The sequence below is a fragment of the Microbacterium testaceum genome (assembly GCF_029761935.1).
In the GTDB taxonomy this organism is placed as follows: Bacteria; Actinomycetota; Actinomycetes; order Actinomycetales; family Microbacteriaceae; genus Microbacterium; species Microbacterium testaceum_A.
Genome location: NZ_CP121699.1, coordinates 3,224,837 through 3,250,875, shown reverse-complemented (window position 1 = coordinate 3,250,875; position 26,039 = coordinate 3,224,837). Strand labels below are relative to the sequence as shown.

Sequence of the window (26,039 nt, the reverse complement as noted above, 5' to 3'; positions counted from 1 at the left end):
GCGAGATCCTCCCCCTTCGCGCGCGATCGCGGCGCACGCCCCGGGCACGGTCATGAGGATGAGCGCATGAACAGAGTCACCAGCACCGAATACGACAGCCCCATCGGGCCGATCCTGCTGACCTTCGTCGACGACGCCCTCGTGCGTCTGCATGTGGCCCTCGACGGTCTCGAGATCGCGCGCGCCGAGATCGCGCACCGTCTCGGGGTCGTCCCCGAGCACCATCGGCCCACGGACCACCCCTTGGTCTCGCAGCTCGAGGAGTACTTCGACGGGACGCGACGGGCCTTCGACGTCGCCCTCGACTGGCGCTTCGCCCGCGGATTCACCCGCGCTGCGCTCGAGGCCACTCTCGAGATCCCCTACGGCGAAGTCGCCTCGTACGGCGAGGTGTCGATGATGGCCGGAGCCCCGCGAGCAGCCCGCGCGGTGGGAACGGCGTGCGCGTCGTCGCCGTTCTCGATCGTCGTCCCGGTGCACCGGGTCGTCCGCGCCGACGGCTCGATCGGCGAATACGGCGGCCACCCCGAGGTGAAGGAATACCTGCTCTCGCTCGAGAGCGACGTGATCCTCGGCGAGACTCTGCGCGCCTCGGCCTGAACGGCCTCGCGCGGCGCGCGCGACGATGCCCGGCCCCGCGATGCGGGACCGGGCATCGATCGGTCAGTGGTTCGAGGCTTTCTCGGCGCCGTAACCGGTGAGGGAGCGGACGTCCATCTCAGCGGCTTTGCGCGGATCCTCCGGCGTCCGCGACGTGACGGACCCGAGCCACCCGAGGAAGAACCCGAGCGGAATCGACACGATGCCGGGGTTGTTCAGCGGCCAGATCGCCACACCCGTGTTGGCGAACACGCTCGTCGCGGTCCCCCAGAACACCGGCGAGAGGAAGATCAGCACCAGGGCCGACCCCAGACCGCCGTACATGCTCCAGACGGCACCGCGAGTGGTGAAGCGGCGCCAGAACAGCGAGAAGAGGATCGTCGGCAGGTTCGCCGACGCCGCGACCGCGAAGGCCAGCGCCACGAGGAACGCGACGTTCTGCCCCTGCACGCCGATGCCGCCGAGGATGGCCAGTACGCCGATCACGATGACCGTGCGCCGCGCGACCTTGACCTCGCCGTCGGGCGGGACGTCGCCCTTCTTCACGACGTTCGCGTAGATGTCGTGCGCGAACGAAGCGGCCGCCGTGATCGTGAGGCCGGCCACCACCGCCAGGATCGTCGCGAACGCCACCGCCGAGATGAACCCGAGCAGGAGCGGCCCGCCGAGAGCCAGGGCGAGCAGCGGCGCCGCCGCGTTCACTCCACCGGGCGCGGCGAGGATCGTCTCGGATCCGACCATCGCACCGGCGCCGTAGCCCAGGACGAGGGTGAGGATGTAGAACAGACCGATCAGCCAGATGGCCCACACCACCGAGCGACGCGCCTCTTTCGCGGTCGGCACGGTGTAGAAACGCATCAGCACGTGCGGCAGACCCGCGGTGCCGAGCACCAGGGCCAGCGCGAGCGAGATGAAGTCCCAGGGGTTCTTGCCGTACTGCAGGCCCGGCGCAAGGACGGCATCGCCCTTGGGAGAGGCCGCCACCGCGCTCTCGAGGAGCGTGTTGAGGTTGAAGCCGTTGATCGCCAGCACCCAGACCGTCATGACGATCGCGCCGCCGATCAGCAGGAACGCCTTGACGATCTGCACCCAGGTGGTGCCCTTCATGCCGCCGATGAGGACGTACACGATCATCAGGATGCCGACCACCGCGACGACGATCGACTGCCCGACGCGCTCGGTGATGCCCAGCAGCAGCGACACCAGGCCACCGGCTCCGGCCATCTGCGCGAGCAGATAGAAGAAGCAGACGGCCAGCGTGGTGATGGCCGCGGCCATGCGCACCGGCCGCTCCTTCAGACGGAACGACAGCACGTCGGCCATCGTGAACTTGCCGGTGTTGCGCATGAGCTCGGCGACGAGGAGCAGCGCGACGAGCCACGCGACGAGGAAGCCGATGGAGTAGAGGAAGCCGTCGTAGCCGTTGATGGCGATGGCGCCGACGATGCCGAGGAAGGAGGCCGCTGACAGATAGTCGCCGGCGATCGCGAACCCGTTCTGCGGTCCGGTGAACGAGCGGCCCGCGGCGTAGTAGTCGGCCGCGGTCTTGCTGTTGCGGCTGGCCCGGATGACGATGAACAGGGTCACGGCGACGAACGCCCCGAAGATCGAGATGTTCAGCACCGGGTTGTTCTCGACCGTCTGCACGGCCGCCTCGATGCTGGCGAAGACGTCGTTCATGCGCGGCCCCCGTCAGCTCGCTCGAGCTCGACCCGCAACGCCTCGGCCCCCGGGTCGAGGCGGCGGTTGGCATACGCGACGTAGCCCATGGTGATGGCGAACGTGGTGACGAACTGGCCGAGCCCCAGCACGAGCCCCACCGTGATGGCTCCCGAAACCGGCTGCGCCATGAACTCCGGCGCGAACGACGACAGCAGAACGTAGACGAAGTACCAGACGAGGAACGCCACCGCGAGGGGGAAGACGAAGCTGCGTTGCCGCTTCTTCAACTCCCGGAACGGGGCGGACTCCTCGACCGCGATGTAGTCGACGCCGCCCTTGTGGGCTTCGTCGATGCGACGGTCCGTCATGTGGCCTCCTTGCCTCATGAGTGCGACGCAACGCTGCGTCGAACGGCGGAAAAGTCCGGGTCGGCCGCTGCTTCCCCGGTGATAGGGTCGACGCTACGAAACGCGGCGACGAAGCCGTCACCCCCGGAAGTAGGTAGTGCGTGAGTGCACCCTCCACACTTCGAGACGATGCGACCCTCGTGTCGCACGCGGTCGCCGAGCTCGCGCGCCGCACGCACTTCCCCGTCGCCTTCGGCGGCTTGGAGCACGACGGCGCCGTCCACGTCACTACGATCGTCGGCGCCCGCACGCGCAGCATCGAGGGCCTCGTCGTCCACGCGTCGCGGGGTCTCGGTGGTCGCGCCCTCGTGGAGCGGCGCCCGCGCATGACGCTGGACTACCGCACGTCTCGCTCGATCACCCACGACTACGATCGCGCCATCCTCGGCGAGGGGATCGCCACGCTGTTCGCCGTCCCCGTCCTCGTCAGCGGAGCGGCTCGCGGAGTCCTGTACTGCGGATCGTGGGCGCAGGCCCCGGTCGGAGACGTCGAGGCGCGCCCCGCCTTCGACGTCGCCGGCGAGCTCGGCACCGAGCTCCGCGTGCGCGCCGAGGTCGAGCGGCGACTGGCCTCGGCCCCCGGCCCCGAGAACGGACTCGGCGCCGGAGCGCGCGAGGAGATCCGAGAGAGCTACGCCCAGCTGCGCAGTATTGCGGCGAGGGTGTCCGACGACGAGGTGCGCCGTCGCCTCGAAGACGTCGAAGCGCGTCTCGCCGCCCTCACCGGAGACGCCGGCGACACGGCATCCGATTCCGAGGTACACCTGTCCCGTCGCGAGATCGACGTGCTCGCGTGCGCCGCGGTGGGGTCGACGAACGGCGAGATCGCGGCATCGCTGCACCTGCGCGAGACCACCGTCAAGTCGTATCTCGCCTCGGCGATGTCGAAGCTCGACGCCTCCACGCGTCACGCGGCGGTGACGCGGGCGCGGCGCGCCGGCCTGCTCCCCTGACACCGGTCGAGAGGCCGGTGGGAAAACCCTGGCAATGACGGCCTGAGCTTGAGCGCGGCTCGGATTCTCGGCATCGTGGCTGACTCCTGTCGTCGATCAGAGAAGGAGAGTCACCATGCTGACGCTCACCGAAGAGGCCACGACCGCCGTGAAGACCATCACCGCCCAGTTCCCGGATGCCGCCCAGGGCGGCGTCCGCATCGAAGGCGCGGGATCCCCCGAGTCGCAGTTCGCGCTCTCGGTCGTGGACGGCCCGCAGCCCGACGACGCCGTCGTGGAGAACGCCGGAGCGCGTGTCTTCCTCGACAGCGACGCCGCCGCCGTCCTCGACGACCGCGTGCTCGATGCGCAGATCGACCCCGAGCAGGGCTCGGTGCAGTTCGCGGTGACCAGCGCCGCGTGACGCGCTGACGCTGTCGAACGATGCCCCGGCCGCGTGCCGGGGCATCGTCATGTCCGCGGGTGTCCCGAGGCTCGCGCGTTGCCCCGCACGACCGTCGATCGGCGGGGCAGGACCCTCGATCAGCCGCGGAAGACGACGATTTCGTCGTGCTCGCGGTCGTAGACGAACTGCAGGGACGTGCCCGACGGCAGGTCGGTCACACGGAGCTCGGCCGAGTCGTCGCTGAGCTGGAGCATGGCGTTGGCGGGGAAGATCCCCGCCCCGCACGAGGTCAGGAAGTACCGGCCGTCGTACGAGAACCCGCCGCCGGAGACGTCGAGCAGATCGGGTTGCCACACCGTCATGCACTTCGCGGCGTCGGCACTCGCGTCGAAAGAAGCATAGGTGGCGACGCGGAAGCCCTCGTACTCCGCGTACCCGGTGGTGCCGCTGGTCACGCCCGGTGTCAGAACGCTCGGCACCTCGAACGAGGGATCCGCAGAGAGCCGCGCGACCTGCGTCGCGCCCGTCTGCAGCGGGTCGGTCTGCACGCGCTGCACCACGACGAGAGCGGTCACGGCGCACAGGGCGACCAGGGCAGCCGCCGAAACCATGACCACCGTGGAATGGCGAGGTCGCGGCAGACGGGGTCTTGCGGGCTCGGCGCCCGCGGCGTCGTCGGGGGCGGGTCGCTCGGGCTCCGCTGCGAGCGCGGAACGCTCCTCACCCGACGCGGAAGTGGCGGAATCCGAGACGTCCTCATGCCCCTCCAGCTCGATGAGGCGCTGCAGGGCGGCGGGGTCGGCGGAGATGTCCGCTCCGGGGGCGTAGGCCCTGCGGCGCAGGGCCGCGAGTTCGCCATCGTCGTCGATGCTCGGCATCCACCGATTCAACCAGGATCCGTCCGCGCTCCGATGATCTCGTGCCCCAGCCACGTGGAAACTCGCCACCCGACGCTGCCGGCGATGCGCTTCGCGGCCAACGCCGTTCGCGCCGGGGCCGCGCGGGAGCGTCGCCCCTACCCTCGGACCATGACCACTCCTGCACCGGTTCCGGTCACGCCGTCCTCGTCGTCGCGCGGGGCCCTCGTGCTGTTCTGGGTGCTCGCCGTCGCGGGCGCCGCAGTTATGTTCGTGGCGTGGGGCTGGATGGCGACCAGCTGGATTGACGAGATCCTCGAGGAGCCGCGAGCGCGGGCCGCCGGGACGACCGTGCAGGGCACCGCGATGGTGGTCGGTGGCGTTCCGCTGGTGATCGCGCACCTCCTGGGGTTCACGGTGCTCGTGCCGGCGGCGCGGAGCGCGGGAGCCTCTCGCGGGCGCGCGTTCGGCTACGCCGGCGCCGCCATCGGTGTGGCGTCGCTCATCGGCGTTCTGACCGCACAGTTCCTGATGGGCAGCCAGCCCTTCGTCGAGCCCGTCTTCATCCCGTGAAGGTGGGCCGGCGCTTGGCCTGGAAGGCGGCGAACCCCTCGCGGTAGTCGTCCGTGGCGGCCAGGGCCGCCTGGGCGCGGTTCTCGAGCGCCATCGCGTCCCACAGGCCCAGACGCTCGTCGCGGATCGCGCTCACGATGCGCTTGCTCGCGCCGAAGGCCTGCGTCGGACCGGTCGCGGCCGAGCGGGCCGCCGAGGACGCGGCATCCTGAAGCTCCTCCGCCGGGAAAGTGCGCGAGAAGAGTCCGGCACGAACGGCCTCGGCACCCGACATCAGCCGCCCCGTGTAGATGAGGTCGAGCGTGGCGTGAGCGCCGAGGCGCTCGACGAACAGCGCGTGACCGCCGGAATCGAGGGTCGCCCCGAGGGCGGCGAAGGGCGAGCCGATCTTCGCGGTGTCGGCGACGTAGACGACGTCGCTGGCGATCAGCAGACCGAGTCCCACGCCGAGGCAGGCGCCGTGCGCGACGCCGAACGTGGGTGCGGGGAACATCGCCATGCGCCGCAGCAGAGGGGTCAGCGTGTCATCGAGGTAGCCGCCGACGTCGTCGGTCGCGGGATCGACGCCCGAGATGTCGCGGCCGGCGCAGAACGAGGGCCCCTCTCCGCGCAGCAGCACGGCGCGGGCGCCGTCGGCCTCGGCGCGGTCGTACGCGGCGGCGAGCTCGTGCAGGTCGTCGAGGCCGAGGGCATTGCGGCGGGAGGGCGCGTTCAGCACGATCTCGGCGACGCCCTCGTCGAAGCGGTAGTCGATCATCGCGCTCACCCGTCGTAGTCGACGCGGACGGCGTCGGTGCTCGGGTGCGACTGGCAGGTGAGGACGTATCCGCGCTCGATCTCGTCGGGCTCGAGGGCGTAGTTCTCGGTCATCGTCACGGCACCCTCGATCACGCGGGCGCGGCAGGTTCCGCAGACGCCTCCCGCGCACGCGAACGGCACATCGGGGCGCACGCGGAGCGCGGCCGCGAGAATCGTCTCGTTCGCCGCGACCGGGCTGTCGACCGATGCCGATTGCCCGTCGAGGGTGAAGTCGATGCGGCGGACGGGTTCGTCCGGGCGCACGCGCACCGGGCGCGCTCCCCCGGCCTGCGCGGGGGCGTCGCCGTCTCCCGCGGTGAACAGCTCGAAGCGCACGCGCTCGCGCGGCACGCCGACCTCGGCAAGCACCTCGCGGCACAGCTCGACGAGGGCGAACGGACCGCACAGGAACCACTCGTCGACGGATGCCGGATCGATGAGCCGCGCGAGGATCAGCCGCAGCCGCTCGTCGTCGATGCGCCCCGAGAACACGGGCGCCGCGCGCTGCTCGCGCGACAGCACGTGATGGAGCGTCAGGCGCGACGGATAGCGGTCCTTCAGGTCGGCGAGCTCGTCGACGAACATCACGTCGGTCGACGACCGGTTGGCGTAGACGATGGTCATGCGGCTGTCGGCGGAGCGCTCGAGCACGTCGGCGGCGAGCGCCATGATCGGGGTGATGCCCGAGCCCGCGGCGATCGCGACGACGTGGCCCGCGGCCGTCGAGGCCTTCGAGACGAAGGTGCCCTGGGGGCTCATCACGTCGACCTCGTCGCCGGGACGCAGGCCCTCGTGCGCCCAGGTCGAGAAGCGCCCGTCGGGGTCGCGCTTGATGCCGACGCTGATCGAGCCGCGCGCCGGCGGACGGCAGATCGAGTACGAGCGGCGCAGCTCCTCGCCGTCGATACGGGCGCGGAGCGCGACGTACTGCCCGGGCGCGTAGTCGAACGCGTCCGCGAGGTCGTCGGGCACCGCGAAGGTCACCTCGATCGCGGTCGGGGTGAGGGGGCGCACGTCGGCGACGCGCAGGGTGTGGAAGCGGGCGCGGGCCCGCGGGGTTCCCGGTGTGGCGGCCGGGTTCACGGCATCCGTCATCGTCATCAGAGGGCCTTGAAGTGGTCGAAGGGTTCGAGGCACGCGCGGCATTCCCAGTGCGACTTGCACGAGGTGGAGCCGAAGCGCGAGACCTCGCGGGTCTCGAGGGATCCGCAGCGGGGGCACGCGACGCTGAGCTTCACGCGGATGGGTCCCGCGGGCGCGCGGCCGGTCGGCGGGGCGATGCCGTACTCGGTGAGCTTGCGCTTGCCGTCATCGCTCATCCAGTCGGTTGTCCACGCGGGGGTCAGCGTCGTCTTCACCACGGCGTGGTCGAAGCCGGCCGAGGTGAGCGCGAGCACGATGTCGTCGCGGATCGCGTCGACCGCGGGGCACCCCGAGTAGGTCGGGGTGATCGTGACACTGACGGTGTCGCCGTCGAGGCGCACGTCGCGGAGCACCCCAAGGTCGTCGATCGTGAGCACGGGCACCTCGGGGTCGACGACGGCCGCGACGACCTCGCGCGCGTGCGCGAGGGTCGCGGTCACCACGTCGCCCCCGGATGCCGGCGGGCCAGCACCTGCATCTCGGCGAGCAACGGCCCGAAAGACGGGTGGTGCGCACCGCGGCGACCCCCCGCGGAGGAACCGGGGATCGAAGGGACGGGAACGTCCTCTTCGGCCAGGACGGCGGTGAGCACGTCGTCGACGCGACCGCGCAGCGTCGAGGGACGCACGGCGATCCCCTCGAGACGCTCGTGCAGCGGCTCGTCGCGGAACAGTTCGTCGAGGTACGGCCACACGTCGTCGAGGGCGACGAGGAAGCGTCGACGCGACTCGTCGGTGCCGCCGGCGAGACGCAGCGTCCACTGCACGGCGTGATCGCGGTGGTAGTCGACCTCTTTCTCGGCCTTCGCCGCGACCGCCGAGATCACCGGATCGGCGGATGCCGTGAGGTCGCGGTACAGCTCGAGCAGATACGCGGATGCCAGGAGCTGACGGGCGATCGTGTGGGCGAAGTCGCCGTTCGGGAGCTCGAACAGCCAGGCGCTACGGAAGTCCGGCTCGTCGCGCCAGTAGGCGAGGTCGTCTTCGCTGCGGCTGTCGTACGACCCCGCGTACCGCAGGAGCGAGCGAGCGTGGCCGAGCAGGTCGAGGGCGATGTTGCCGAGGGCGACGTCTTCTTCGAGCTCGGGCGCACGGGCGATCCAGCCGCAGAGGTTCTGCGACAGGATCAGGGCGTCGTCACCGAGGCGCAGGGCGTACGCGGCGACGTCGGGGTCGGTCGCGCGGTCCTCTCCCCCGGCGAGCTCGGCCGACAGCTCGCGCGCGTCGAGCGAGACGTCGCCGTGCGGGTCGTCAGGGGCTTCGACGGGCTCAGCCGCCGGCGCTGCACCGCGGTCGGTCCAGGTGCTCACAGGTGCGGCACCCCCTCGGAGGCGGTGTAGTACACCGCGTGCCGGTAGTTCTTTCCCGCGGGCGACTCGAAGAACGCGCCCTTGGCTCCCGGGTCGCTCGTGGTCACGGCATCCGAGGGCACGACCCACACCGACACGCCCTCCCCGCGACGGGTGTAGAGGTCGCGGGCGTTGCGCACCGCGAGCTCGGCATCGGGGGCGTGGAGCGAGCCCACGTGCACGTGGCTCAAACCGCGATTCGCGCGCACGAAGACCTCCCACAGCGGCCAGGTCTCGGCGGGGCTGCCGCCGGGGGTGGCCATCAGACAGCCGCCGTCTCGGTACGGGCAGCGCTCTTCTTCGCGGCATAGGCCGCCGCGGCCTCGCGCACCCAGGCGCCCTCTTCGTGCGCGGCGCGACGGTTCTGCAGACGCTGGCGGTTGAGCGGCCCTCGACCGGCGAGCACCTCATGGAACTCGGTCCAATCGATCTCGCCCATGTCGTACTGGCCGGTCTCGTCGTTGAAACGCAGCTCGGGGTCGGGCAGGGTCACGCCCAACACCGCGGCCTGCGGCACGAGCATCGAGACGAACCGCTGGCGCAGATCGTCGTTGCTGAAACGCTTGATGTTCCACGCCATCGACTGCGCCGAGTTGGGCGAGTCGTCGTCAGGGGGCCCGAACATCATGAGGCTCGGCCAGTACCACCGGTCCACGGCATCCTGAGCCATCTGCCGCTGCTCGTCGGTGCCCTTCATGAGCGTCAGCAGGATCTCGAATCCCTGGCGCTGGTGGAACGACTCCTCCTTGCAGACGCGCACCATCGCGCGTCCGTACGGCCCGTACGAGGCGCGGCACAGGGGCACCTGGTTGCAGATCGCGGCGCCGTCGACGAGCCAACCGATCGCCCCCATGTCGGCCCACGTCGGGGTCGGGTAGTTGAAGATCGACGAGTACCGCGCCTTGCCGTCGACCAGCTGCTGCGTCATCTCGTCGCGCGTCATGCCGAGGGTCTGCGCGGCGGAGTACAGGTAGAGCCCGTGACCGGCCTCGTCCTGCACCTTCGCGAGCAGGATCGACTTGCGCTTGAGGCTCGGGGCGCGCGTGATCCATGCCCCCTCGGGCTGCATGCCGATGATCTCGGAGTGCGCGTGCTGCGAGATCTGGCGAATGAGCGTGCGCCGGTAGCCGTCGGGCATCCAGTCGCGCGGCTCGATGCGTCCGTCGGCCTCGATGAGGGCGTCGAACATCGCCTCGCCGTCGAGGGCCTCCGTCGTGGGGGCGGTCATCGTCATCGTCGACTCCTTTTACAGACCGATCGTTCAGTAAAACTCTAGCGGAGGGCGCGAGGGACTGCAACGGGCGTGCACTCGCGCCGCCGGACGTGTGTCGTGGAGGACATGGCAGACACCGCGATCTTCGACGTCGACGGCACCCTCGTCGACACCAACTACCAGCACGCCCTCGCGTGGTACCGCTCATTCCTGCGGCACGACATCGTGCTGCCGATCTGGCGGATCCACCGCGCCATCGGCATGGGCGGGGATCAGCTCGTCGCGTCCCTCACCAGCGACGACGTCGAGCGCGAGCACGGCGAGGCCTTGCGGACGGCGTGGACCGAGGAGTTCGACTCCCTCATCGACGAGGTGAAACCCTTCGAGGGAGCGCACGACCTTCTCGCGGAGGTGAAGAGGCGTGGGTTCCACATCGTTCTCGCCAGCTCCGGCAAGAGCGATCATGTCGAGCACTTCCTCGACCTCGTCGAAGCTCGCGAACTCGCCGACGCCTGGACCACCTCCGACGACGTCGAGGCGAGCAAGCCCGCGCCCGACCTCGTCCAGACGGCACTCGATCGCGTGCCGGGTTCGCGCGGCCTCATGATCGGAGACTCCCCCTGGGACGCGATCGCCGCGTCGAAGGCATCCGTTCCCACGATCGCGGTACGAACCGGCGGCTTCTCGCGGGAAGAGCTGACGGGCGCCGGGGCCGAAAGCGTCTTCGACAGCCTCCGCGACCTGATCGACGGGCTCGACGGCACACCCCTCGCGCGCGCGGAAGGTTGAGTCGGCGCGCAGCTCTCCCCCGTGTCCACGCGCCGGGGAGGGTCACGCCGCGAGATGAGCCACAACGCAGGAGAAGCGGCGGCGCGGCACACCCGATCCCGTCAACCCGGCGGGCGATTCGGGCCCAGCCTCCCGAATGTCCTGCGTTGCGCACGAGAGGCGCAGAGCATCCAGCCCGACCCGCCCGGCCGACGCACCCCCGCTCTCACCGCAGGTCGTACACGCGCTTGTACTTGCCCTCGCTGCGCGGCAGCACGCCGGGCTCCTCGACGCGCACGTCGACGGTCGTGCCGATCAGCACCTTGATGCGCTGCTGCAGCACGACGCCCGCGACCTCGCACACCTCGCGGTCGAGGGCCGGATGCCGCTCGATGCGCACGGTCATGGCATCCATTCGTCCCTCTCGACGCAGCTCGAGCACGAAGTACGGGGTGAGCGTCTCGATGCCCAGCACGATCTCCTCGATCTGCGTGGGGAAGAGGTTCACCCCGCGCAGGATGATCATGTCGTCGTTGCGGCCGGTGATCTTCTCGATGCGCCGCATCGCCGGGAACGCCGAGCCGGGCTGCAGCCGGGTGAGGTCGCGGGTGCGGTAGCGGATGACCGGGAACGCCTCCTTGGTGAGCGAGGTGAACACCAGCTCGCCGAGCTCGCCGTCGCCGACGGGCTCTCCGCTGTCGCCGTCGATCGTCTCGGGGAGGAAGTGGTCTTCCCAGATGTGCGGACCGTCCTTGGTGAGGGCGCTCTCGGATGCCACGCCCGGACCCATCACCTCGCTCAGGCCGTAGATGTCGACCGCGACGAGGTCGAGGCGACGCTCGATCTCGTGGCGCATCTCGTTCGTCCACGGCTCGGCACCGAGAACAGCGACCCTCAGCGAGGTCGACCGCGGGTCGACGCCGGCGGACTCCAGCGCGTCGGCGATCGTCAAGAGGTAGCTGGGCGTGCAGAGGATGGCATCCGGCTCGAAGTCCTGGATGAGCTGCGCCTGCCGCGCGGTCTGCCCGCCCGACACGGGGATGACGGTCGCGCCGAGGCGCTCGATGCCCGCGTGGGCGCCGAGACCGCCGGTGAACAGGCCGTAGCCGTAGGCGTTGTGCACGCGATCCCCGGCGCGGATGCCTGCAGCGCTCAGCGACCGCGCGACGAGATCGGCCCACCGGTCGAGGTCGCCCGCGGTGTAGCCGACGACGGTGGGGCGCCCGGTCGTGCCCGACGACGCGTGGATGCGGCGGACGTCGGCCATCGACACCGCGAACATGCCGAAGGGGTAGGTCTCCCGCAGGTCGGCCTTGGTCGTGAAGGGCAGCAGGCGGATGTCGTCGAGGCTGCGGATGTCGTCGGGGTGGACGCCGGCTTCGTCGAATTTGCGTCGGTAGAGCGCGACGTTCTCGTAGGCGTGGCGGACGGTCCACTGCAGCCGTTCGAGCTGCAGCGCGCGCAGGCTCTCGAGCGGGATCGCGGTCGGATCGACGGATGCCAGGAAGTCGGGGCGCGATGCGGCGGTCAGGGTCATCGGGACACCTCCGTGGTCGTGAGCGCCTCGTCGCGCTCGGGGGCGGGGTTCGGGGTCGAGGCTGCGGGGCTCGTCGAGGGGGCCTCCGCGATCTGCACATCCTCAGCCGCGACCTCGGCGTGTCGGGCTGAGCGTGCGCGAATCGCGGAGGTTGCGTCGGCCGCGAGCGGCCGCCGATCCGTCGTGATGCTGCGGCCGCGCACCTCGGCGACGAGGTCGCCCGTCTCATCCGTCACGCGGATGTCGTACAGGCCCGTCCGCCCGCTCCGCGCGCGACGGGCGGCTGTCGCGGTGAGCGTCTGTCCCGCCGTCGTCGACTTCAGGAACGTGATGTCGGCGCCCCCGGCGACCGTGACCCGCTCGTCTTCGTTGCACGCGATCGCGAAGGCCGTGTCGGCGAGGGTGAACACGAGCCCGCCGTGGGTGATGGCGAAGCCGTTCAGCATGTCGTCGCGCACGGTCATCGACACGCGCGACTCCCCCGGGGCGTCGTGTTCGACCACCATGCCGAGCATCGCCGACGCGCGGTCGTTCTGCATCATCGGCCGCAGGCTCATGCCGGCACCGCCACGGGAGCGGGCGCCCACGTCTTCGCCACGAGCGTGAGCACGTCGTACTGCGCGACGATCTCGTCGTTCTGGTTGCGAATCACGGCGTCCCACCGCACCTCGCCGTACTCGTCGGTCTCGCGCGGGGTGATCTGCTTCGCGGTCAGGGCGACGCGGATGCGGTCGCCGGGCGAGACGGGAGTGACGAAGCGCAGGTTCTCGAGCCCCGAGTTCGCCAGCACCGGACCGGGTGCCGGATCCACGAAAAGCCCCGCCGCCCACGACACGAGGAGGTAGCCGTGCGCGACGCGCCCCGGGAAGAACGGGTTCGCCGCGGCGGACTCCTCGTCCATGTGGGCGTAGAACGTGTCGCCGGTGAATCTCGCGAACACCTCGATGTCGTCGAGGGTGACCTCGCGCTCGGCCGATTCCACGGCGTCCCCGATCCGCAGCTCCGAGAGCGGTTTGCGGAAGGGGTGCGTGCCAGCGGAGTCGGTCTCGGCTCCCGGATGCCACACCCCGGTCAGCGCGGTGAGCATGCGGGGCGAGCCCTGGATCGCGGTGCGCTGCATGTAATGGAGCACCGAGCGGATGCCGCCGAGCTCCTCACCGCCGCCGGCGCGGCCGGGTCCGCCGTGCACGAGGTGCGGCACGGGGGCGCCGTGTCCGGTCGAGGTGCGCGCGTCGTCGCGGTCGAGGAAGAGCACGCGACCGTTCATCGCGCCCATGCGGGTGAGCAGCTCGGTCGCGACGTCGGGGTCGTGGGTCGCGACGCTCGTGACGAGGGAGCCGCCACCCCGGCCCACGATCGCCGCGGCCTCCGCGACGTCGGCGTACTCGACGATGCTGGCAACAGGGCCGAACGCCTCGATGTCGTTGACGGCCGGGGTCGTGGCATCCGCGAACGACAGCAGCATCGGCTGCAGGAACGCGCCCTCCGCGGGCGTGCTCTCGGGCGCCTCGTCCGAACCGACGACGAACCGTCCGCCGGCATCGCGCAGGGCCTGCACCTGGCGCAGCACCTCGTCGCGCTGCGCGATCGAGACGACCGGCCCCATCGTCACGCCCTCGGCGCGTGGGTCGCCGATGACCACGCGCTCGGCGATCTTGTCGCGCAGCGCCTCGGCCACGGCATCCGTCATGCCCGTCGGCACGATCGCGCGGCGGATCGCCGTGCACTTCTGACCCGCCTTCGTCGTGAGCTCGACGAGCAGCTGCGTGACGTAGGCGTCGAACTCGGGGGTGCCGGGGGTGGCGTCGGGGCCGAGGATCGAGGCGTTGATCGAGTCGGTCTCGCTCGTGAATCGCACGCCGAGCTTCGCCTGGGCGCGCAGGAGCTCGGCGGTCGAGGCGCTGCCGGTGAATCCGACCGTGTCGCCGAGGTCGAGCAGGTCGAACAGGCCCGGGACGCTTCCGCTCACCAGCTGCAGCGAACCCTCGGGCAGCAGGCCGGTCTCGACGACCATGCGCACCCACGCCTCGGCGACATAGGCCGTCGGGGTTGCGGGTTTGACGATCGTGGGGAGCCCGGCGAGGAAGGCCGGAGCGAACTTCTCGAGCGCGCCCCACATCGGGAAGTTGAAGGCGTTGATCTGCACCGCAACTCCCGGCAGGCGCGTGTAGACGTGCCGGCCGAGGAAGGAGCCGTCCTTCGACAGGGGCTCGATCGGTCCGTCGAGCACGACTTTTCCGGCGGGCAGCTCGCGCCGCGCCTTCGACGAGAAGGTGAACAGCACGCCGATGCCGCCGTCGACGTCGCTGAGCGAGTCGCGCCGGGTCGAACCGGAGCGCTCCGACAGGGCGTAGAGCTCTTCGCGGCGCTCGTTCAGCGCGATCGCGAGGCTTTTCAGCACCATCGCGCGCTGGTGGAAGGTCAGCGCGCCGAGGCTCTTCTGCCCCGTCTCACGGGCGAAGGAGACGGCTCCCGCGAGATCGAGGCCGCGCGTGCTGACGCGCACGATCTCTTCACCCGTCGAGGCGTCGCGCACGATCGAAGCGTCGGGGTCGCTCTCGGGGGCCCACCAGGCGCCGTTCACGTAGCTGGGGAGGAAGGTCATGAGGCGCTCCATTCGTAGAATCCGCGGCCGGTCTTGCGGCCCAGGTGCCCTTGGGCGACGAGGTCGCGCAGCAAAGCGGGCGGGGTGAAACGCGCGCCGAACGCGCGCTCGAGTTCTTCGGCGATGCCGAGGCGCACGTCGAGTCCGACGATGTCGGTGGTGCGCAGAGGCCCCATCGGATGCCGGTAGCCCAGCTCCATCGCCGTGTCGATGTCGTGCGCGGTGGCGACGCCCTCCTCGAGCATGCGGATCGCCTCGAGCCCGAGCGCGACCCCCAGCCGGCTCGACGCGAAGCCCGGCGCATCGCGCACGACGACCGCGGCCTTGCCGATCGCCTCGACCCACTGCGTCGCCCGCGTGACGACCTCGGCGGCGGTGGCGTCGCCGGTCACCACCTCGACGAGCGCCGACGCCGGCACGGGGTTGAAGAAGTGCAGCCCGAGGAATCTGTCGGGCCGGTCGAGAGATGCGGCGAGCGCGTCGATCGAGATGGAGGAGGTGTTGGATGCCACGACCGCGTCGTCCCGCACAGCCCGCTCGATCCGCGCGAGGGCGTCGAGCTTGAGGTCGCGATCCTCGGGCACGGCCTCGATCACGAGGCCCGCCTCGGCGAATGCGTCCGCGTCGACTCCGGCGGTGAGGGAGTCGGCATCCGGAATCAGCGTTCCGCGCTCGGCCGAGCGGGCCAGGGCGGTCTCGACCCGCTCCCGCGCCTGGGCGGCGGCGGCCTCGTCGCGCTCGACGACGTGCACGCGGGCTCCGGCGAGCAGGAACGCGTGCGCGATCCCCGCACCCATGCGACCTCCGCCGAGCACGCCGACGTTGGCGCGGACGGATGCCGGGGCTCCGGCGGGAGCGGCGGCTGTGTCGGTCGCGTCCGTGGCGGCGGCGCGGGTGCGAGACGTGGCCTCGGGAAGGGTCACTTCTTCTTCCTCTCGAGGAACGCGGTCATGCGGGCGCGCTTGTCGGCGCTGTCGAAGAGCTCGGCCTGCAGCTCGCCGTCGATCGCGGGATGCTCGGCGCGAGGCGCGAGCAGCGCGCGCTTGGTGAGGATCGTCGCGCGCGCCGAGTTCGCGGCGATGCGGTCGGCGATCGCGTGCGCGGCGGCGAGCAGGTCGTCGGGCTCGTGCACGCTCGACAGCAGCCCCCAGGCGAGGGCCTCGTCGGCGTCGATCACGCGCGCGGTGAGCAGCAGTTCGCTCGCGCGGGCGTGGCCGACGATCTCGGGCAGACGCCATGACGCACCGGCGGCGGCGATGATGCCGAGGCCCGGCTCGGGATTGCCGAAGCGCACGCGGGGGGTGCCGAGGCGGATGTCGGCCGCGTACGCGAGTTCGGCTCCCCCGCCGAGGGCGAAGCCGTCGACCGCGGCGATCACGGGCATCGGGAGGTGCCGGATGCGATCGAAGACCGTCGCGTTGATGCCGCGTCGCGCGTCGTCTCCCGTGCGCTCGCGCAGCTGGGCGATGTCGGCTCCCGCGGCGAAGACACCGCCCGCGCCGGTGAGGATCAGGGTGCGCGGGTTCGCCTCGAGCTGGGCGCACAGGGCGTGCAGCTCGTCGACCATGGCCTGGTCGATCGCGTTGCGCACCTCGGGGCGGTCGAGGGTGGCGACGACGCGGTCGGCGGTGGCGTCGATGCGGATGGTTTCAGCCATCGACCCGCTCCACGATCATCGCCGTTCCCTGGCCGACGCCGACGCACATCGTCGCGAGGCCGTACCGCCCGCCCTCGCGCTCGAGCCGGCCGAGCAGCGTCACGATGAGCCGCGAGCCGCTCGAGCCCAGCGGATGCCCCAGCGCGATCGCCCCGCCGTCGGCGTTGACGATCTCGGGGTCGAGCCCGAGGCGCCGCACGCACGCGAGCGACTGCGAGGCGAACGCCTCGTTGAGTTCGACGGCGCCGAGGTCGGATGCCGAGAGCCCGGCCTTCGCGAGGGCGTTCTCGGTTGCGGGCACGGGGCCGAGGCCCATGATCTCGGGGGCGAGAGCCGCGGAGGCGTGCGCGACGATCCGAGCCCGGGGCCGGAGTCCGTAGCGCTCGACGGCCTCGGCGCTCGCGACGACGAGGGCCGAGGCCCCGTCGTTGAGCGAGCTGGAGTTGCCCGCGGTGACGACCTCGCCGTCCTTCACGACCGGCTTGAGCCGCGCGAGCGCGTCCAGAGAGGTGTCGCGGCGCGGTCCCTCGTCGGTGTCGACGACGCCCCGGCCGGTGTCGACCGCGACGATCTCGCTCGCGAAGCGACCAGCATCCTGGGCCGCGATCGCGCGCTCGTGGCTGCGCAGGGCAAAAGCATCGGCATCCGCCCGCGAGATCCCGTCGAGGCGCGCGACCTCTTCGGCCGTCTCGGGCATCGAGAACGTGGCCTTCTCGCGCGCGGCGAGACGAGGGTTGGTGAAGCGCCAGCCGATCGAGGTGTCGAATACCGCCCCGGGCTTCGCCCAGGCCTTCTCGGGCTTCGCCTGCACCCAGGGCGCGCGGGTCATCGACTCGACACCGCCGGCCACGACGAGGTCGGCGTCCCCCGCGCGCACGGCCTGCGCGGCGAGCGCGATCGCGCTCATTCCCGAGGCGCAGAGGCGGTTGACGGTCAGACCGGGGATGCTGTCGGGCAGCCCCGCGAGCAGCACGGCCATGCGGGCGATGTTGCGGTTGTCCTCCCCCGCCTGGTTCGCAGCACCGAGGATCACGTCGTCGATCGCCTCGCCGGGGACGCCCGCGCGGTCCACCGCCTCGGCCACGACGAGGGCCGCGAGATCGTCGGGACGAACGGATGCCAGCGCCCCGCCGTACCGCCCGACCGGGGTGCGCGCACCGCCGATGAGAAACGCGTCCGTCATCGTCTTCCTCTCCCCCGCCGACTCTGGCGGGGCCCGTCCACCTCGCCTGCGAGGTTTTCCGACCGATCGTTCAGTAATCATGCCACGGCGGTACGCGGGGAGGCAACGCCGAGACGGACGTCGTCGGAATCACGGCACGTCGGACGCTGCCGAAGCGACGTCGCGCGCGGGGTGCGTCGCGCCGAGCGCAGAAGAAGATGCGACGGCGACGTCGCGATGGAGTGCCCCCGACAGGATTCGAACCTGCGACGCCCGCGTTAGGAGTGCGGCGCTCTATCCCCTGAGCTACGGAGGCGGGATCGTCCCAGCCTACTGCGGCGCTTCGACCCGGGCGGTTCGGTCGGCGCTCGTCAGCGGCGTGCGCTCCCGCAGCGCCGCGACCAGACCGTCGTCCCATCGCCCCGGCTCGGCGAGGGTCGCTTCGCGCACGTCCACGCCGTCGGGCCGGATGCTCACCGCACAGACCAGGAGCGATTCGAGGACGAGCCCGTCGTGGGCATCCCGCCGCAGGATCGACGACTCGGGCTCGTGCGTCGCCTTCTCGATCACGCCGAGCCACGGCATCCACCAGTCCGAGCCGGCCGCCGGGCCGGCCGCGCGGAACGCCTCGAGCCACCGCGCGATGCGCGGGGTTCCCGGGTCGTCGACCGCGTGGTGGGCGACCATGTGCGTGCCCGGGGCGAGTGCGGTGCGACGCGAGACCACGCCGTCCCACTCCACGAGGTGCGCTCCCGCGGCATTTACCTCGACGAGGTTGAACCCCCGCGTGGCGGGATGATCCGGGATGCCGGCCCCCACCGCATCGAGGGGAACACCGCCCCGACTCACGAGGCCGTCGTCGGGACGGTCGGACAGGTCTTCGCGATTGAGCAGAACCGCGAGCCGGCGAGCGGCCGGGTCGAGGGCCAGCCACGCTCCTCCGGCGCGGTCATCGCGCACGCCCAGGACACCGTCGCGCTCGGGCCACCAGGCACCGATGCCCCGCCAGGGGCGGTCGCGGTCCTCATCGCGGACGGCGAGCACCCGTACGGGCTCACCGGGACTCGCGGGAACGTCAATCACGACCGTGCACATTCCGACAACGCTACCCGCGCGAGGCCCGGACGGGGCGGGCCGCGGAAGCCCCGTGCGGCGGCCCGTGTTCGTCACGGGAACAGGCCGCGCGACGGGAACAGGCCGTTCGGCGTCGGAACCGCCTGTTCCCGTCGCTCCCCCTGTTCTCATCGCACCACCCCCGTCGCGGACGCCGACCTGGAAGACTGGGACGATGTTCGTCGTCGTGGGAGTGACCGGGGGCATCGCCGCCTACAAGACCGTGAGTCTCGTGCGCTTGCTCGTGAAGGCGGGGCACGACGTGCACGTGATCCCGACCGCGGACGCCCTGCGTTTCGTCGGCCTGCCCACGTGGGAGGCCCTCAGCCGCAACCCTGTGACGACCTCGGTGCACGATGACGTCGCGCGTGTCCGGCACGTCGCGCTGGGCCAGTCCGCCGACCTGGTGATCGTCGCCCCCGCCACCGCGAACACGCTCGCGGCGATGACGGCGGGGCTGGCGTCCGACCTGCTCGGCACGACCCTCCTCGCGACGACCGCTCCGGTCGTCGTCGCCCCGGCCATGCACACCGAGATGTGGCGGCACCCGGCCACCGCGCACAACATGGACGTCCTGCGCTCTCGCGGCGTGCACGTGGTCGGACCGGCCGACGGCGTGCTCACGGGCGGCGACTCGGGCCCCGGTCGCATGTCGGAGCCCGAAGAGATCGTGGCCGCGGCCCTGGCGCTCGTCGGGCGTCCGCGCGACCTCGAGGGGCTCTCGATCGTCGTGAGCGCCGGGGGAACGCGCGAGCCCATCGACCCCGTGCGGTTCCTCGGGAACCGCTCGAGCGGTCGGCAGGGCGTGGCGATCGCACGGGCCGCCGCTGACCGGGGCGCCCGCGTGACGCTCGTCGCCGCGCACCTCGACGCGGACGTGCGCCCCGACCCTCGCGTCGAAGTGATCGCCGCCGGGACCGCTGACGAGTTGGGACGGGCGATGGATGCCGTGGCCCCCGACGCCGACGTGATCGTCATGGCGGCGGCTGTCGCCGATTACTCCGTCGCCGCGGTGTCGGAACACAAGCTCCGGAAGCAGGACTCCCCCGGCGGCCTCACGCTCGAGTTGCGCGAGAACCGCGACATCCTCGCGGGACTCGCCACCGCCCGCCGCCCCGGGCAGACGATCGTCGGGTTCGCGGCCGAGACCGTGGCCGACGACGACGAGCTCCTCGAGCGCGCTCGCATGAAGGCCGCACGCAAGGGCGTCGACCTTCTGGCCGCGAACGCGGTCGGTTGGACGCGCGGATTCGAAGCGGCGGACAACAAGCTGATGATCGTGGACGCTGCCGGCGAGGTCCTGGGGACGGCGTCCGGCTCGAAGGACGACACAGCTCACGCGGTGATCGACGCTGTTCTGACGGTGCGCGGACGCTGAACCGCTCGCGCCCCGCGTCGGCCGCCCCGGCGCAAGGCCCCGGCGGTCGACGCGGATCAGTTGTCGTCGAGGCTGTCGACGGCACTGACGATGTCCGTGACCTCGGTGCGGGAGGTGTAGTCGACATGGATGTCGGCGAAGCGGATGCGCCCCGCTCCGTCGATGACGTACACGGAGGGGAAGGGCACGCGCGCCGTCGCGTCGGCGTTGCTGTCCGAGACGGCGAAACCGAGCTCGGTGTGCGCCTGCTGCGCGTGCCCGCTCGGCTCGGTGACGATTCCGAACCGGTTAGCCAGAATATTGCCGGGGTCGGAGAGGACCGTGAACCCGAGGGCACCGTTGGTCTGGCTCTGCGCGGTGCCGTCGGCAGTCTGGGGCGAGACGGCCACGAGCTGTGCTCCGCGCTCCTCGAGCGCCGGGAGGAGATCCCGTTGGTAGGTGCGGAGCGTGATGTTGCAGTACGGGCACCACGCTCCGCGGTAGAAGACGACGACGGTCACGGCGTCGTCGCGGACGGAGGAGAACGAAACGGTCTCGCCCTCAACGGTGAGCAGGTCGGCGTCGGGAGCGGTGTCGTTTGCGCCGAGCGCGCTGATCGGCACGCCGGCCGCACGGAGTTCACTTTGCTCATCCGAGAAGACAGCGGCGAGACGATCGCCGATCTGCGCCTCGAAACCGGCGTTGAAGTCGTCGATCTGCTGGGCGATGGATGGTGCGGACATGTGTGGCCTCCCCGGCGGAACCGACATCGGGCGTCGGTTCGAGGAGCGTATGTCCGCCACGGCGGGCCCGGGGCGACGCCGTCGCGGAACGGAACACAGCGTCATACAGCGTCATCGACGAGGGCGAAGGGGGCGCCGCCGACGAGATCGGCCGCACCCCCTTCGCGTCAGTACCCGTAGCTGCTGGAGAACTCGCTGATGAGAGTTGTCAGCTGCGACACCAGCACGACGATCCAGACGATGAACCCGACCACCACGGCGAGGTTGACCGCAACCGACGCCCAGATCGGAGCGAGGCCCGAGCCGGTGCGGCGACGCAGGATCACGCCGCGACCGATGATGTAGACCAGGCCCGAGCCGACGACCAGCACGAAGAAGCTGAAGGCCCAGTGGAACGGGCGATCGACACCGCGCGCGCGCAGCTGACGCCAGTCGAGGAAGGCGAACAGAACGGTGAGCGCCGAGACGACGATGCTGACGACCGATGTCACCACGGTGATCAGTGCGGTCGCGGCGTTGGTACCGGCCATCGACGCCGAGCCGGAGTCGTAGGAGTACACACCGGCGTAGAAGGAGTCTCGGAAGTACGACGACCAGTCGAAGATGACTATTCCGAGCAGGTTGAGCACCGGGAGGAAGACCATGAGCCACACCCACACGGTGTTGGTCTTGATGTCGCGGCGAGGGGCCGCGGTGTCGTACGACACCGGGGGTGCGCTCGGGTAGCCCGGAACCGCGGCGTAGCCGGCCCCGGCCGCTCCGGCGTACGCCGGAGCGGAGGGGTACGCCGGAGCGGAGGAGGAAGCCGGCGCGCCCGGGAAAGCCGGCGCGGACGTGTAGGCAGGGGCTGCGGGCGGAGCGACGGGGGCGGTGGGCGGAGCCACGGGGGCTGCGGGCGGAGCCACGGGCGGCACGCCCGCGCCGGCGGCTGCCCCGGCGGCGGAGTACGCCGAATCCGGAGCCGCCGAGGGCGCGGAGTCGGACGATGTCGAGCCGTGCGACGCCGAGCGGTGCGAGGCGGACTCGGGCGCTGCGGAGTCATGCGACGGGGACTCGTGCGCGACAGAGTCGTGCGCGGCTGAGTCGTGCGCGACAGAGTCGTGCGGAGCCGGGTCGTGCGGAGCAGGAGCCGCCGGCTCGGAGGCGGTGAGCGGCACGGCCGCACCGTGCGCGCCGACAGGGCCGTGCGTGTCGTGGCTGTCCGCACCGCCTGCGGCGTACGCCGACGGGGTTTCGTGCGACGGAGTGCCCGCGTGCGCCGAAGCGTCGGCCGACGCTCCCTCGTGCGCCGCGCCTGCGGAGTGCTCCTGCGGGTCGAGGCTCGACGAGATGTCGTACGACGACCCTTCGGTGGCCGCGGAGCCCTGGTCCGCCGAGCTGTCGCCGGGTCGCGGCGCGGCGTCGTGCGCCGACGCGGATTCCGTGGCGGAGCGCACCTCGTCGGTCCAGCCGGTGCCGTTCCAGCGGCGCAGACCGCCCCCTCCGGCGGGGTCGGGATACCAGCCGTCGGGCGGAGTGGGAGTGTCGGTCATGTCGTTTCCCCTGTCAGGTGCGGAACCGGGCGAGATGGCCCGAGTCTAGTGATGGCGTCCGACGTCATCGGAAGTCTCGCGACGCGTGGGACACTCCCACGCGCAGATCGGTGAATCCGTCGGCGACCACGTTGGTCACTCCCTCAACCGAGCGTTCCAGCATCCCGCGCACGATGAGAGCGGGTGATTCGCGCGCGACGCGGCGGTATCTGTTCCACACGCCGACCGAGCAGATGATGTTCATCAGGCCGTGTTCGTCTTCGAGGTTGAGGAACGTGATCCCGGATGCCGTGGCCGGCCGCTGTCGGTGCGTCACGAGCCCCGCCACCTCGATGCGCCGGTCGGTCTCGAAGGTGCGGAGCTCACGCGAGGTCAGCACCCCGCGGGCATCGAGCGCGGCCCGGAAATGGGTGAGCGGATGGTCGTCCGCCGACAGGCCCGTGGCCCACAGGTCGGATGCGAGGATCTCGTAGCTCGACGGGTCGGTGAACAAAGGAGGCTGGACGGCCACCAGGGAGTCGGGGAGGAACTCCGGACGGTCGAGGGCGGCCGACCCCGACAACCAGATCGCCTCGCGCCTCGTGTGCCCGAGGCAGTCGAACGCTCCCGCCGTGGCGAGGGCTTCGAGCTGAGCCGTGACCAATCCCGTCCGCCGCACGAGGTCGCGCAGGTCGCGGTAGTCTCCGCCGTTCTCTCGCTCGTCGACGATGCGCGCGGCGACCTTGGCTCCGATTCCGGTGACGCCGGCCAGCCCGAGACGCACGGCGAAACCCCCGTCGCGGCGATGGGCGAGCGTCTCATCGGCCTCGGCGGGGTCGAACTCCCCCGTCGGCGGCTGGATCGCGTGAGCACACGCCTTGAGCCCGGTCGCCGGCCTCCTCGCCCGCCGCGGTGCCGAACCCGGTGACGCCGCCCCCGCCGGATCCGCCCCCGCGGCATCCGCCCCTCTCGCCGCCCCCGCGGCATCCGCCCCTCTCGCCGTCCCCGCGGCATCCGTCCGCTCCGATCCCCTCTCGCTGTCCGTGTCGTCCACAGGCTCGAGGGTCGCCTCGACCCCCGAGCGCAGCAGATCGGGCCGACGTACCTGCACCCCGTGCCGGCGGGCATCGGCGGTGAGTGTGGCGGGCGAGTAGAACCCCATGGGCTGTGCGCGCAGGAGCCCGGCGAGGAAGGCGGCCGGGTAGTGCAGCTTGATCCAGGAGCTGGCGTAGACCAGAAGAGCGAACGACAGCGAATGCGACTCCGCGAAACCGAAGTTCGCGAAGGCCTGGATCTTGGCGTAGAGCTCGTCGGCGACCTGCCCCACCAGGCCGTTCTCGGCCATGCCCGCGTAGAGCGTCTCCCGCAAGGAGTCGATCCGCTCCAGACCACGCTTGGATCCCATGGCGCGACGCAGCAGATCGGCGTCTTCGGCGGAGCAGTTGCCGATGGCCACGGCCATCTGCATGAGTTGTTCTTGGAACACCGGTACTCCCATGGTGCGTGAGAGCACCGGCTCGAGCTTGGGGTGCACGTAGGTGATCGGCTCCTGGCCGAGCTTGCGGCGCACGAACGGGTGGACGGCCCCGCCCTGGATCGGGCCGGGGCGGATGAGGGCGATCTGCACCACGAGGTCGTAGAACGTGCGGGGCTGCAACCGGGGCAGAAGACCCATCTGCGCGCGCGACTCCACCTGGAACACCCCGATCGAATCCGCACGGCAGAGCATGTCGTACACCGCCTTCTCTTCCTTCGGCAGAGTCGACAGTTCCCACTCCTCCCCCGTGGCGTCGCGGATCAGGTCGAAGCAGTACTGCAGGGCCGCGAGCATGCCGAGGCCCAGGAGGTCGAACTTGACCAGCCCCATCCACGCGGCATCGTCCTTGTCCCACTGGATCACCGTGCGGTTCTCCATCCGCGCGTGCTCGATGGGGACGACCTCGCCCACCGGGCGGTCCGTGAGCACCATTCCCCCGGAGTGGATGCCGAGGTGGCGCGGCGCCTTCAACAGCTCCGACGCGAACTCGATGACCTGGTCGGGGATGTCGTGATCGGCTCCGCTCTCGAGGGTGGCTCCCCACCGCTCGACCTGCTTCGACCAGGCATCCTGCTGGCCCGGGGAGTGCCCGAGCGCACGGGCCATGTCGCGCACGGCGTTCTTGGGGCGGTACTGGATCACGTTCGCGACCTGCGCCGCTCGTTCACGCCCGTACTCGCCGTAGACCCACTGGATGATCTCTTCGCGACGGTCGGAGTCGAAGTCGACGTCGATGTCGGGCTCTTCGTCGCGCAGGCTCGAGAGGAACCGTTCGAACGGCAGCTTGTAGAAGATCGAGTCGACGGCGGTGATGTCGAGCAGATAGCAGACGGCGCTGTTGGCCGCCGACCCCCGCCCCTGGCACAGGATTCCGCGCCGCCGCGCCTCGGCCACGATGCCGTAGACGATGAGGAAGTAGCCCGGGAAATCCTTCATCTCGATGACCTCGAGCTCGCGTTCGATGCGTCGCCGGTCGTCGTCGGACAGATTCGGGTACTTGCGCGGTACGGCCGCCCAGACCAGGTGCCGCAGCCACGACATGGGCGTGTGCCCCTCGGGTACCTTCTGCTTCGGCAGGGCGGGCTTGGCCCGACGCAACGGAAAAGCGATCTCATCGGCGAGCTCGACCGTGCGCGCCACCGCTCCCGGGTAGCGCCGGAACCGCGCCGCCATCTCGACCCCCGAACGCAGATGCGCCCCGGCATGGGAGGGGAGCCAGCCGTCGAGCTCGTCGAGGCCCCGGTTCGCCCGCACCGCGGCGACGGCGGCGGCCAACAGCTCCTTCTGCGGAGCGGCGTAGTGCACGTTGTTGGTGGCGAGGATCGGCAACCCTCGCTCGGCGGCGAGCGCGGCCAGGACGTCGTTGCGGCGCGAGTCGAGCGGATCGCCGTGATCCATCAGCTCGACATAGACCGCCTCGGTGCCGAACAGGTCGACGAGGGTGTCGAGTTCACGCGCGGCTCCGGCCGGACCCTCGAAGGCGAGCGCCTGGCGTACCGCCCCCTTGCGGCATCCGGTGAGTACCGCCCACTGCGGGTCGCCCGGTCCCCCGGCTCGTTCCGCGAGGTCTTCGAGGTCGTAGACCGGCCGGCCCTTCTCTGCACCGGTCAGCTGGGCGTGGGTGATGGCGGCGGCGAGGCGGTGATAACCCTCCTCCTGGCGGGCCAGGACGAGCAGGTGCGAGCCGGTCGGGTCCGCCTCCCCGTTCTGGGGGCCGGGGAGCCCGAGCGACAACTCCGCGCCGAAGACGGTGTTCACGGCCCGCTGTTCGGCCGCCTCGGCGAATCGCACGATGCCGTAGAAGCCGTCGTGGTCGGTGAGGGCGAGAGCGTGCAGCCCCAAGCGCTCGGCCTCTTCGACGAGTTCTTCGGGTGAGGACGCGCCGTCGAGGAACGAGTACGACGAGTGCGCGTGGAGCTCGGCGTAGGGCACCGTATCGGTGGGCCGCTCGATCGAGGGCGGTACGTAGGCTCCGCGTTTGTGCGACCAGGCGGGGCTGTCACCGCCGTCGCCGTTCGGCGGTGCGCCGGTGGGTCTGCGGGCGTCGCTGAGCACGCGCTCGAGCTCGGACCACTTCACGGGAGGGTTGGTCCACCCCATCAGCGCGACC

The 26,039-nt window shown here is 70.9% G+C and carries 25 protein-coding genes and 1 tRNA gene; 6 read left to right on the top strand and 20 right to left on the bottom strand.

Features of this window, described 5'->3' with window-relative positions; translation table 11 throughout:
- Positions 1 to 66 precede the first annotated feature (66 nt).
- A complete protein-coding gene (locus QBE02_RS15580; protein ID WP_279366524.1) occupies positions 67 to 600 on the top strand; it encodes a methylated-DNA--[protein]-cysteine S-methyltransferase in 534 nt (177 codons plus the stop codon).
- A gap of 63 nt (positions 601 to 663) precedes the next feature.
- Here the strand turns inward: QBE02_RS15580 and QBE02_RS15575 are convergent, their stop codons facing one another.
- Both QBE02_RS15575 and QBE02_RS15570 read right to left on the bottom strand, forming a co-directional pair.
- On the bottom strand, positions 664 to 2,280 hold the full coding sequence (locus QBE02_RS15575; protein ID WP_056229084.1) for a solute symporter family protein: 1,617 nt from the start codon (positions 2,278 to 2,280) through the stop codon (positions 664 to 666).
- Positions 2,277 to 2,630, bottom strand: coding sequence for a DUF485 domain-containing protein (locus tag QBE02_RS15570; protein ID WP_056229087.1), 354 nt, complete (start codon positions 2,628 to 2,630; stop codon positions 2,277 to 2,279). Before QBE02_RS15570 ends, QBE02_RS15575 begins: the two co-directional genes overlap by 4 nt.
- A 140-nt stretch (positions 2,631 to 2,770) precedes the next feature.
- Between QBE02_RS15570 and QBE02_RS15565 the strand changes: the two genes are divergently transcribed.
- A complete protein-coding gene (locus tag QBE02_RS15565) occupies positions 2,771 to 3,622 on the top strand; it encodes a helix-turn-helix transcriptional regulator (RefSeq protein ID WP_279366523.1) in 852 nt (283 codons plus the stop codon).
- 115 nt (positions 3,623 to 3,737) lie between these two features.
- On the top strand, positions 3,738 to 4,025 hold the full coding sequence (locus QBE02_RS15560; RefSeq protein WP_056229095.1) for a Fe-S cluster assembly protein HesB: 288 nt from the start codon (positions 3,738 to 3,740) through the stop codon (positions 4,023 to 4,025).
- A gap of 119 nt (positions 4,026 to 4,144) precedes the next feature.
- Here the strand turns inward: QBE02_RS15560 and QBE02_RS15555 are convergent, their stop codons facing one another.
- The gene (locus tag QBE02_RS15555; protein ID WP_279366522.1) at positions 4,145 to 4,885 is read right to left on the bottom strand and encodes a hypothetical protein; all 741 of its coding nucleotides are present in this window, start codon (positions 4,883 to 4,885) and stop codon (positions 4,145 to 4,147) included.
- Positions 4,886 to 5,035: 150 nt separating this feature from the next.
- Between QBE02_RS15555 and QBE02_RS15550 the strand changes: the two genes are divergently transcribed.
- The gene (locus QBE02_RS15550) at positions 5,036 to 5,437 is read left to right on the top strand and encodes a hypothetical protein (RefSeq protein ID WP_279366521.1); all 402 of its coding nucleotides are present in this window, start codon (positions 5,036 to 5,038) and stop codon (positions 5,435 to 5,437) included.
- Here the strand turns inward: QBE02_RS15550 and QBE02_RS15545 are convergent.
- Genes QBE02_RS15545 through paaA form a run of 6 tightly spaced genes read right to left on the bottom strand, consistent with a single transcriptional unit; the run spans position 5,427 to position 9,960 of the window.
- Positions 5,427 to 6,194 (bottom strand): enoyl-CoA hydratase/isomerase family protein, encoded by a 768-nt coding sequence (locus QBE02_RS15545; RefSeq protein ID WP_279367905.1) that lies wholly within the window; start codon positions 6,192 to 6,194, stop codon positions 5,427 to 5,429. The two genes, QBE02_RS15550 and QBE02_RS15545, sit on opposite strands and share 11 nt — an antisense overlap.
- Before the next feature lie 5 nt (positions 6,195 to 6,199).
- Positions 6,200 to 7,336, bottom strand: coding sequence for a 1,2-phenylacetyl-CoA epoxidase subunit PaaE (gene paaE, locus QBE02_RS15540; protein WP_279366520.1), 1,137 nt, complete (start codon positions 7,334 to 7,336; stop codon positions 6,200 to 6,202).
- Positions 7,336 to 7,821, bottom strand: coding sequence for a 1,2-phenylacetyl-CoA epoxidase subunit PaaD (paaD, locus tag QBE02_RS15535; RefSeq protein WP_431844573.1), 486 nt, complete (start codon positions 7,819 to 7,821; stop codon positions 7,336 to 7,338). The genes paaE and paaD overlap by 1 nt, the downstream gene beginning before the upstream one ends.
- Positions 7,815 to 8,687, bottom strand: coding sequence for a 1,2-phenylacetyl-CoA epoxidase subunit PaaC (paaC, locus tag QBE02_RS15530; RefSeq protein ID WP_279366518.1), 873 nt, complete (start codon positions 8,685 to 8,687; stop codon positions 7,815 to 7,817). Before paaC ends, paaD begins: the two co-directional genes overlap by 7 nt.
- Positions 8,684 to 8,989 carry a 1,2-phenylacetyl-CoA epoxidase subunit PaaB gene (gene paaB / locus QBE02_RS15525; protein WP_055838158.1) on the bottom strand — a complete coding sequence of 102 codons (306 nt, stop codon included), beginning with the start codon at positions 8,987 to 8,989 and terminating at the stop codon, positions 8,684 to 8,686. The genes paaC and paaB overlap by 4 nt, the downstream gene beginning before the upstream one ends.
- Positions 8,989 to 9,960: a 1,2-phenylacetyl-CoA epoxidase subunit PaaA gene (gene paaA / locus QBE02_RS15520; protein WP_279366517.1), complete on the bottom strand. Its 972-nt coding sequence runs from the start codon at positions 9,958 to 9,960 to the stop codon at positions 8,989 to 8,991. Before paaA ends, paaB begins: the two co-directional genes overlap by 1 nt.
- Positions 9,961 to 10,065: 105 nt before the next feature.
- On the opposite strand from paaA, the gene QBE02_RS15515 reads away from it, so the two are divergent.
- Positions 10,066 to 10,728 carry an HAD family hydrolase gene (locus tag QBE02_RS15515; RefSeq protein WP_279366516.1) on the top strand — a complete coding sequence of 221 codons (663 nt, stop codon included), beginning with the start codon at positions 10,066 to 10,068 and terminating at the stop codon, positions 10,726 to 10,728.
- Positions 10,729 to 10,933: 205 nt separating this feature from the next.
- Here the strand turns inward: QBE02_RS15515 and QBE02_RS15510 are convergent, their stop codons facing one another.
- The 8 genes from QBE02_RS15510 to QBE02_RS15475 form a co-directional block, all read right to left on the bottom strand.
- A complete protein-coding gene (locus QBE02_RS15510) occupies positions 10,934 to 12,244 on the bottom strand; it encodes an AMP-binding protein (RefSeq protein ID WP_279366515.1) in 1,311 nt (436 codons plus the stop codon).
- Positions 12,241 to 12,786: a hydroxyphenylacetyl-CoA thioesterase PaaI gene (paaI, locus tag QBE02_RS15505; RefSeq protein ID WP_347710266.1), complete on the bottom strand. Its 546-nt coding sequence runs from the start codon at positions 12,784 to 12,786 to the stop codon at positions 12,241 to 12,243. The genes QBE02_RS15510 and paaI overlap by 4 nt, the downstream gene beginning before the upstream one ends.
- An 11-nt stretch (positions 12,787 to 12,797) precedes the next feature.
- A complete protein-coding gene (paaZ, locus tag QBE02_RS15500; RefSeq protein WP_279366514.1) occupies positions 12,798 to 14,849 on the bottom strand; it encodes a phenylacetic acid degradation bifunctional protein PaaZ in 2,052 nt (683 codons plus the stop codon).
- Positions 14,846 to 15,664 carry a 3-hydroxyacyl-CoA dehydrogenase family protein gene (locus tag QBE02_RS15495; protein ID WP_279367904.1) on the bottom strand — a complete coding sequence of 273 codons (819 nt, stop codon included), beginning with the start codon at positions 15,662 to 15,664 and terminating at the stop codon, positions 14,846 to 14,848. The genes paaZ and QBE02_RS15495 overlap by 4 nt, the downstream gene beginning before the upstream one ends.
- 104 nt (positions 15,665 to 15,768) lie before the next feature.
- Positions 15,769 to 16,506: an enoyl-CoA hydratase/isomerase family protein gene (locus tag QBE02_RS15490; protein WP_279366513.1), complete on the bottom strand. Its 738-nt coding sequence runs from the start codon at positions 16,504 to 16,506 to the stop codon at positions 15,769 to 15,771.
- Positions 16,499 to 17,689 carry a thiolase family protein gene (locus QBE02_RS15485; RefSeq protein WP_279366512.1) on the bottom strand — a complete coding sequence of 397 codons (1,191 nt, stop codon included), beginning with the start codon at positions 17,687 to 17,689 and terminating at the stop codon, positions 16,499 to 16,501. Before QBE02_RS15485 ends, QBE02_RS15490 begins: the two co-directional genes overlap by 8 nt.
- A gap of 222 nt (positions 17,690 to 17,911) precedes the next feature.
- A tRNA-Arg gene (locus tag QBE02_RS15480) sits at positions 17,912 to 17,984 on the bottom strand.
- A 14-nt stretch (positions 17,985 to 17,998) separates the two neighbouring features.
- On the bottom strand, positions 17,999 to 18,763 hold the full coding sequence (locus QBE02_RS15475; protein ID WP_279366511.1) for an NRDE family protein: 765 nt from the start codon (positions 18,761 to 18,763) through the stop codon (positions 17,999 to 18,001).
- Positions 18,764 to 18,956: 193 nt separating this feature from the next.
- Between QBE02_RS15475 and coaBC the strand changes: the two genes are divergently transcribed.
- Positions 18,957 to 20,159, top strand: a complete 1,203-nt coding sequence (gene coaBC / locus QBE02_RS15470) for a bifunctional phosphopantothenoylcysteine decarboxylase/phosphopantothenate--cysteine ligase CoaBC (protein WP_279366510.1) — start codon at positions 18,957 to 18,959, stop codon at positions 20,157 to 20,159.
- A gap of 56 nt (positions 20,160 to 20,215) precedes the next feature.
- On the opposite strand, the gene QBE02_RS15465 is transcribed toward coaBC, so the two are convergent.
- The 3 genes from QBE02_RS15465 to QBE02_RS15455 form a co-directional block, all read right to left on the bottom strand.
- A complete protein-coding gene (locus tag QBE02_RS15465; RefSeq protein WP_279366509.1) occupies positions 20,216 to 20,881 on the bottom strand; it encodes a peroxiredoxin-like family protein in 666 nt (221 codons plus the stop codon).
- Between the two features lie 167 nt (positions 20,882 to 21,048).
- Entirely contained in the window at positions 21,049 to 22,413 is a 1,365-nt protein-coding gene (locus QBE02_RS15460; protein ID WP_279366508.1) for a DUF2510 domain-containing protein, read from the bottom strand.
- A gap of 64 nt (positions 22,414 to 22,477) precedes the next feature.
- Positions 22,478 to 26,029: an error-prone DNA polymerase gene (locus QBE02_RS15455; RefSeq protein WP_279366507.1), complete on the bottom strand. Its 3,552-nt coding sequence runs from the start codon at positions 26,027 to 26,029 to the stop codon at positions 22,478 to 22,480.
- Between the last annotated feature and the right edge of the window lie 10 nt (positions 26,030 to 26,039).

What these genes read in the sequence shown, in the direction of transcription:
- paaB (WP_055838158.1), bottom strand. Translation starts at nt 8,989, where the DNA reads ATGGCCACCCCCGGCGGCAGCCCCGCCGAGACCTGGCCGCTGTGGGAG.
- QBE02_RS15475 (WP_279366511.1), bottom strand. Translation starts at nt 18,763, where the DNA reads ATGTGCACGGTCGTGATTGACGTTCCCGCGAGTCCCGGTGAGCCCGTA.
- coaBC (WP_279366510.1), top strand. Translation starts at nt 18,957, where the DNA reads ATGTTCGTCGTCGTGGGAGTGACCGGGGGCATCGCCGCCTACAAGACC.
- QBE02_RS15545 (WP_279367905.1), bottom strand. Translation starts at nt 6,194, where the DNA reads ATGATCGACTACCGCTTCGACGAGGGCGTCGCCGAGATCGTGCTGAAC.
- QBE02_RS15550 (WP_279366521.1), top strand. Translation starts at nt 5,036, where the DNA reads ATGACCACTCCTGCACCGGTTCCGGTCACGCCGTCCTCGTCGTCGCGC.
- QBE02_RS15490 (WP_279366513.1), bottom strand. Translation starts at nt 16,506, where the DNA reads ATGGCTGAAACCATCCGCATCGACGCCACCGCCGACCGCGTCGTCGCC.
- QBE02_RS15580 (WP_279366524.1), top strand. Translation starts at nt 67, where the DNA reads ATGAACAGAGTCACCAGCACCGAATACGACAGCCCCATCGGGCCGATC.
- paaA (WP_279366517.1), bottom strand. Translation starts at nt 9,960, where the DNA reads ATGACGATGACCGCCCCCACGACGGAGGCCCTCGACGGCGAGGCGATG.
- QBE02_RS15460 (WP_279366508.1), bottom strand. Translation starts at nt 22,413, where the DNA reads ATGACCGACACTCCCACTCCGCCCGACGGCTGGTATCCCGACCCCGCC.
- QBE02_RS15510 (WP_279366515.1), bottom strand. Translation starts at nt 12,244, where the DNA reads ATGACCCTGACCGCCGCATCGCGCCCCGACTTCCTGGCATCCGTCGAT.
- QBE02_RS15570 (WP_056229087.1), bottom strand. Translation starts at nt 2,630, where the DNA reads ATGACGGACCGTCGCATCGACGAAGCCCACAAGGGCGGCGTCGACTAC.
- QBE02_RS15575 (WP_056229084.1), bottom strand. Translation starts at nt 2,280, where the DNA reads ATGAACGACGTCTTCGCCAGCATCGAGGCGGCCGTGCAGACGGTCGAG.
- paaI (WP_347710266.1), bottom strand. Translation starts at nt 12,786, where the DNA reads ATGATGCAGAACGACCGCGCGTCGGCGATGCTCGGCATGGTGGTCGAA.
- QBE02_RS15455 (WP_279366507.1), bottom strand. Translation starts at nt 26,029, where the DNA reads ATGGGGTGGACCAACCCTCCCGTGAAGTGGTCCGAGCTCGAGCGCGTG.
- QBE02_RS15515 (WP_279366516.1), top strand. Translation starts at nt 10,066, where the DNA reads ATGGCAGACACCGCGATCTTCGACGTCGACGGCACCCTCGTCGACACC.
- QBE02_RS15560 (WP_056229095.1), top strand. Translation starts at nt 3,738, where the DNA reads ATGCTGACGCTCACCGAAGAGGCCACGACCGCCGTGAAGACCATCACC.
- QBE02_RS15555 (WP_279366522.1), bottom strand. Translation starts at nt 4,885, where the DNA reads ATGCCGAGCATCGACGACGATGGCGAACTCGCGGCCCTGCGCCGCAGG.
- paaE (WP_279366520.1), bottom strand. Translation starts at nt 7,336, where the DNA reads ATGACGATGACGGATGCCGTGAACCCGGCCGCCACACCGGGAACCCCG.
- QBE02_RS15485 (WP_279366512.1), bottom strand. Translation starts at nt 17,689, where the DNA reads ATGACGGACGCGTTTCTCATCGGCGGTGCGCGCACCCCGGTCGGGCGG.
- paaZ (WP_279366514.1), bottom strand. Translation starts at nt 14,849, where the DNA reads ATGACCTTCCTCCCCAGCTACGTGAACGGCGCCTGGTGGGCCCCCGAG.
- QBE02_RS15465 (WP_279366509.1), bottom strand. Translation starts at nt 20,881, where the DNA reads ATGTCCGCACCATCCATCGCCCAGCAGATCGACGACTTCAACGCCGGT.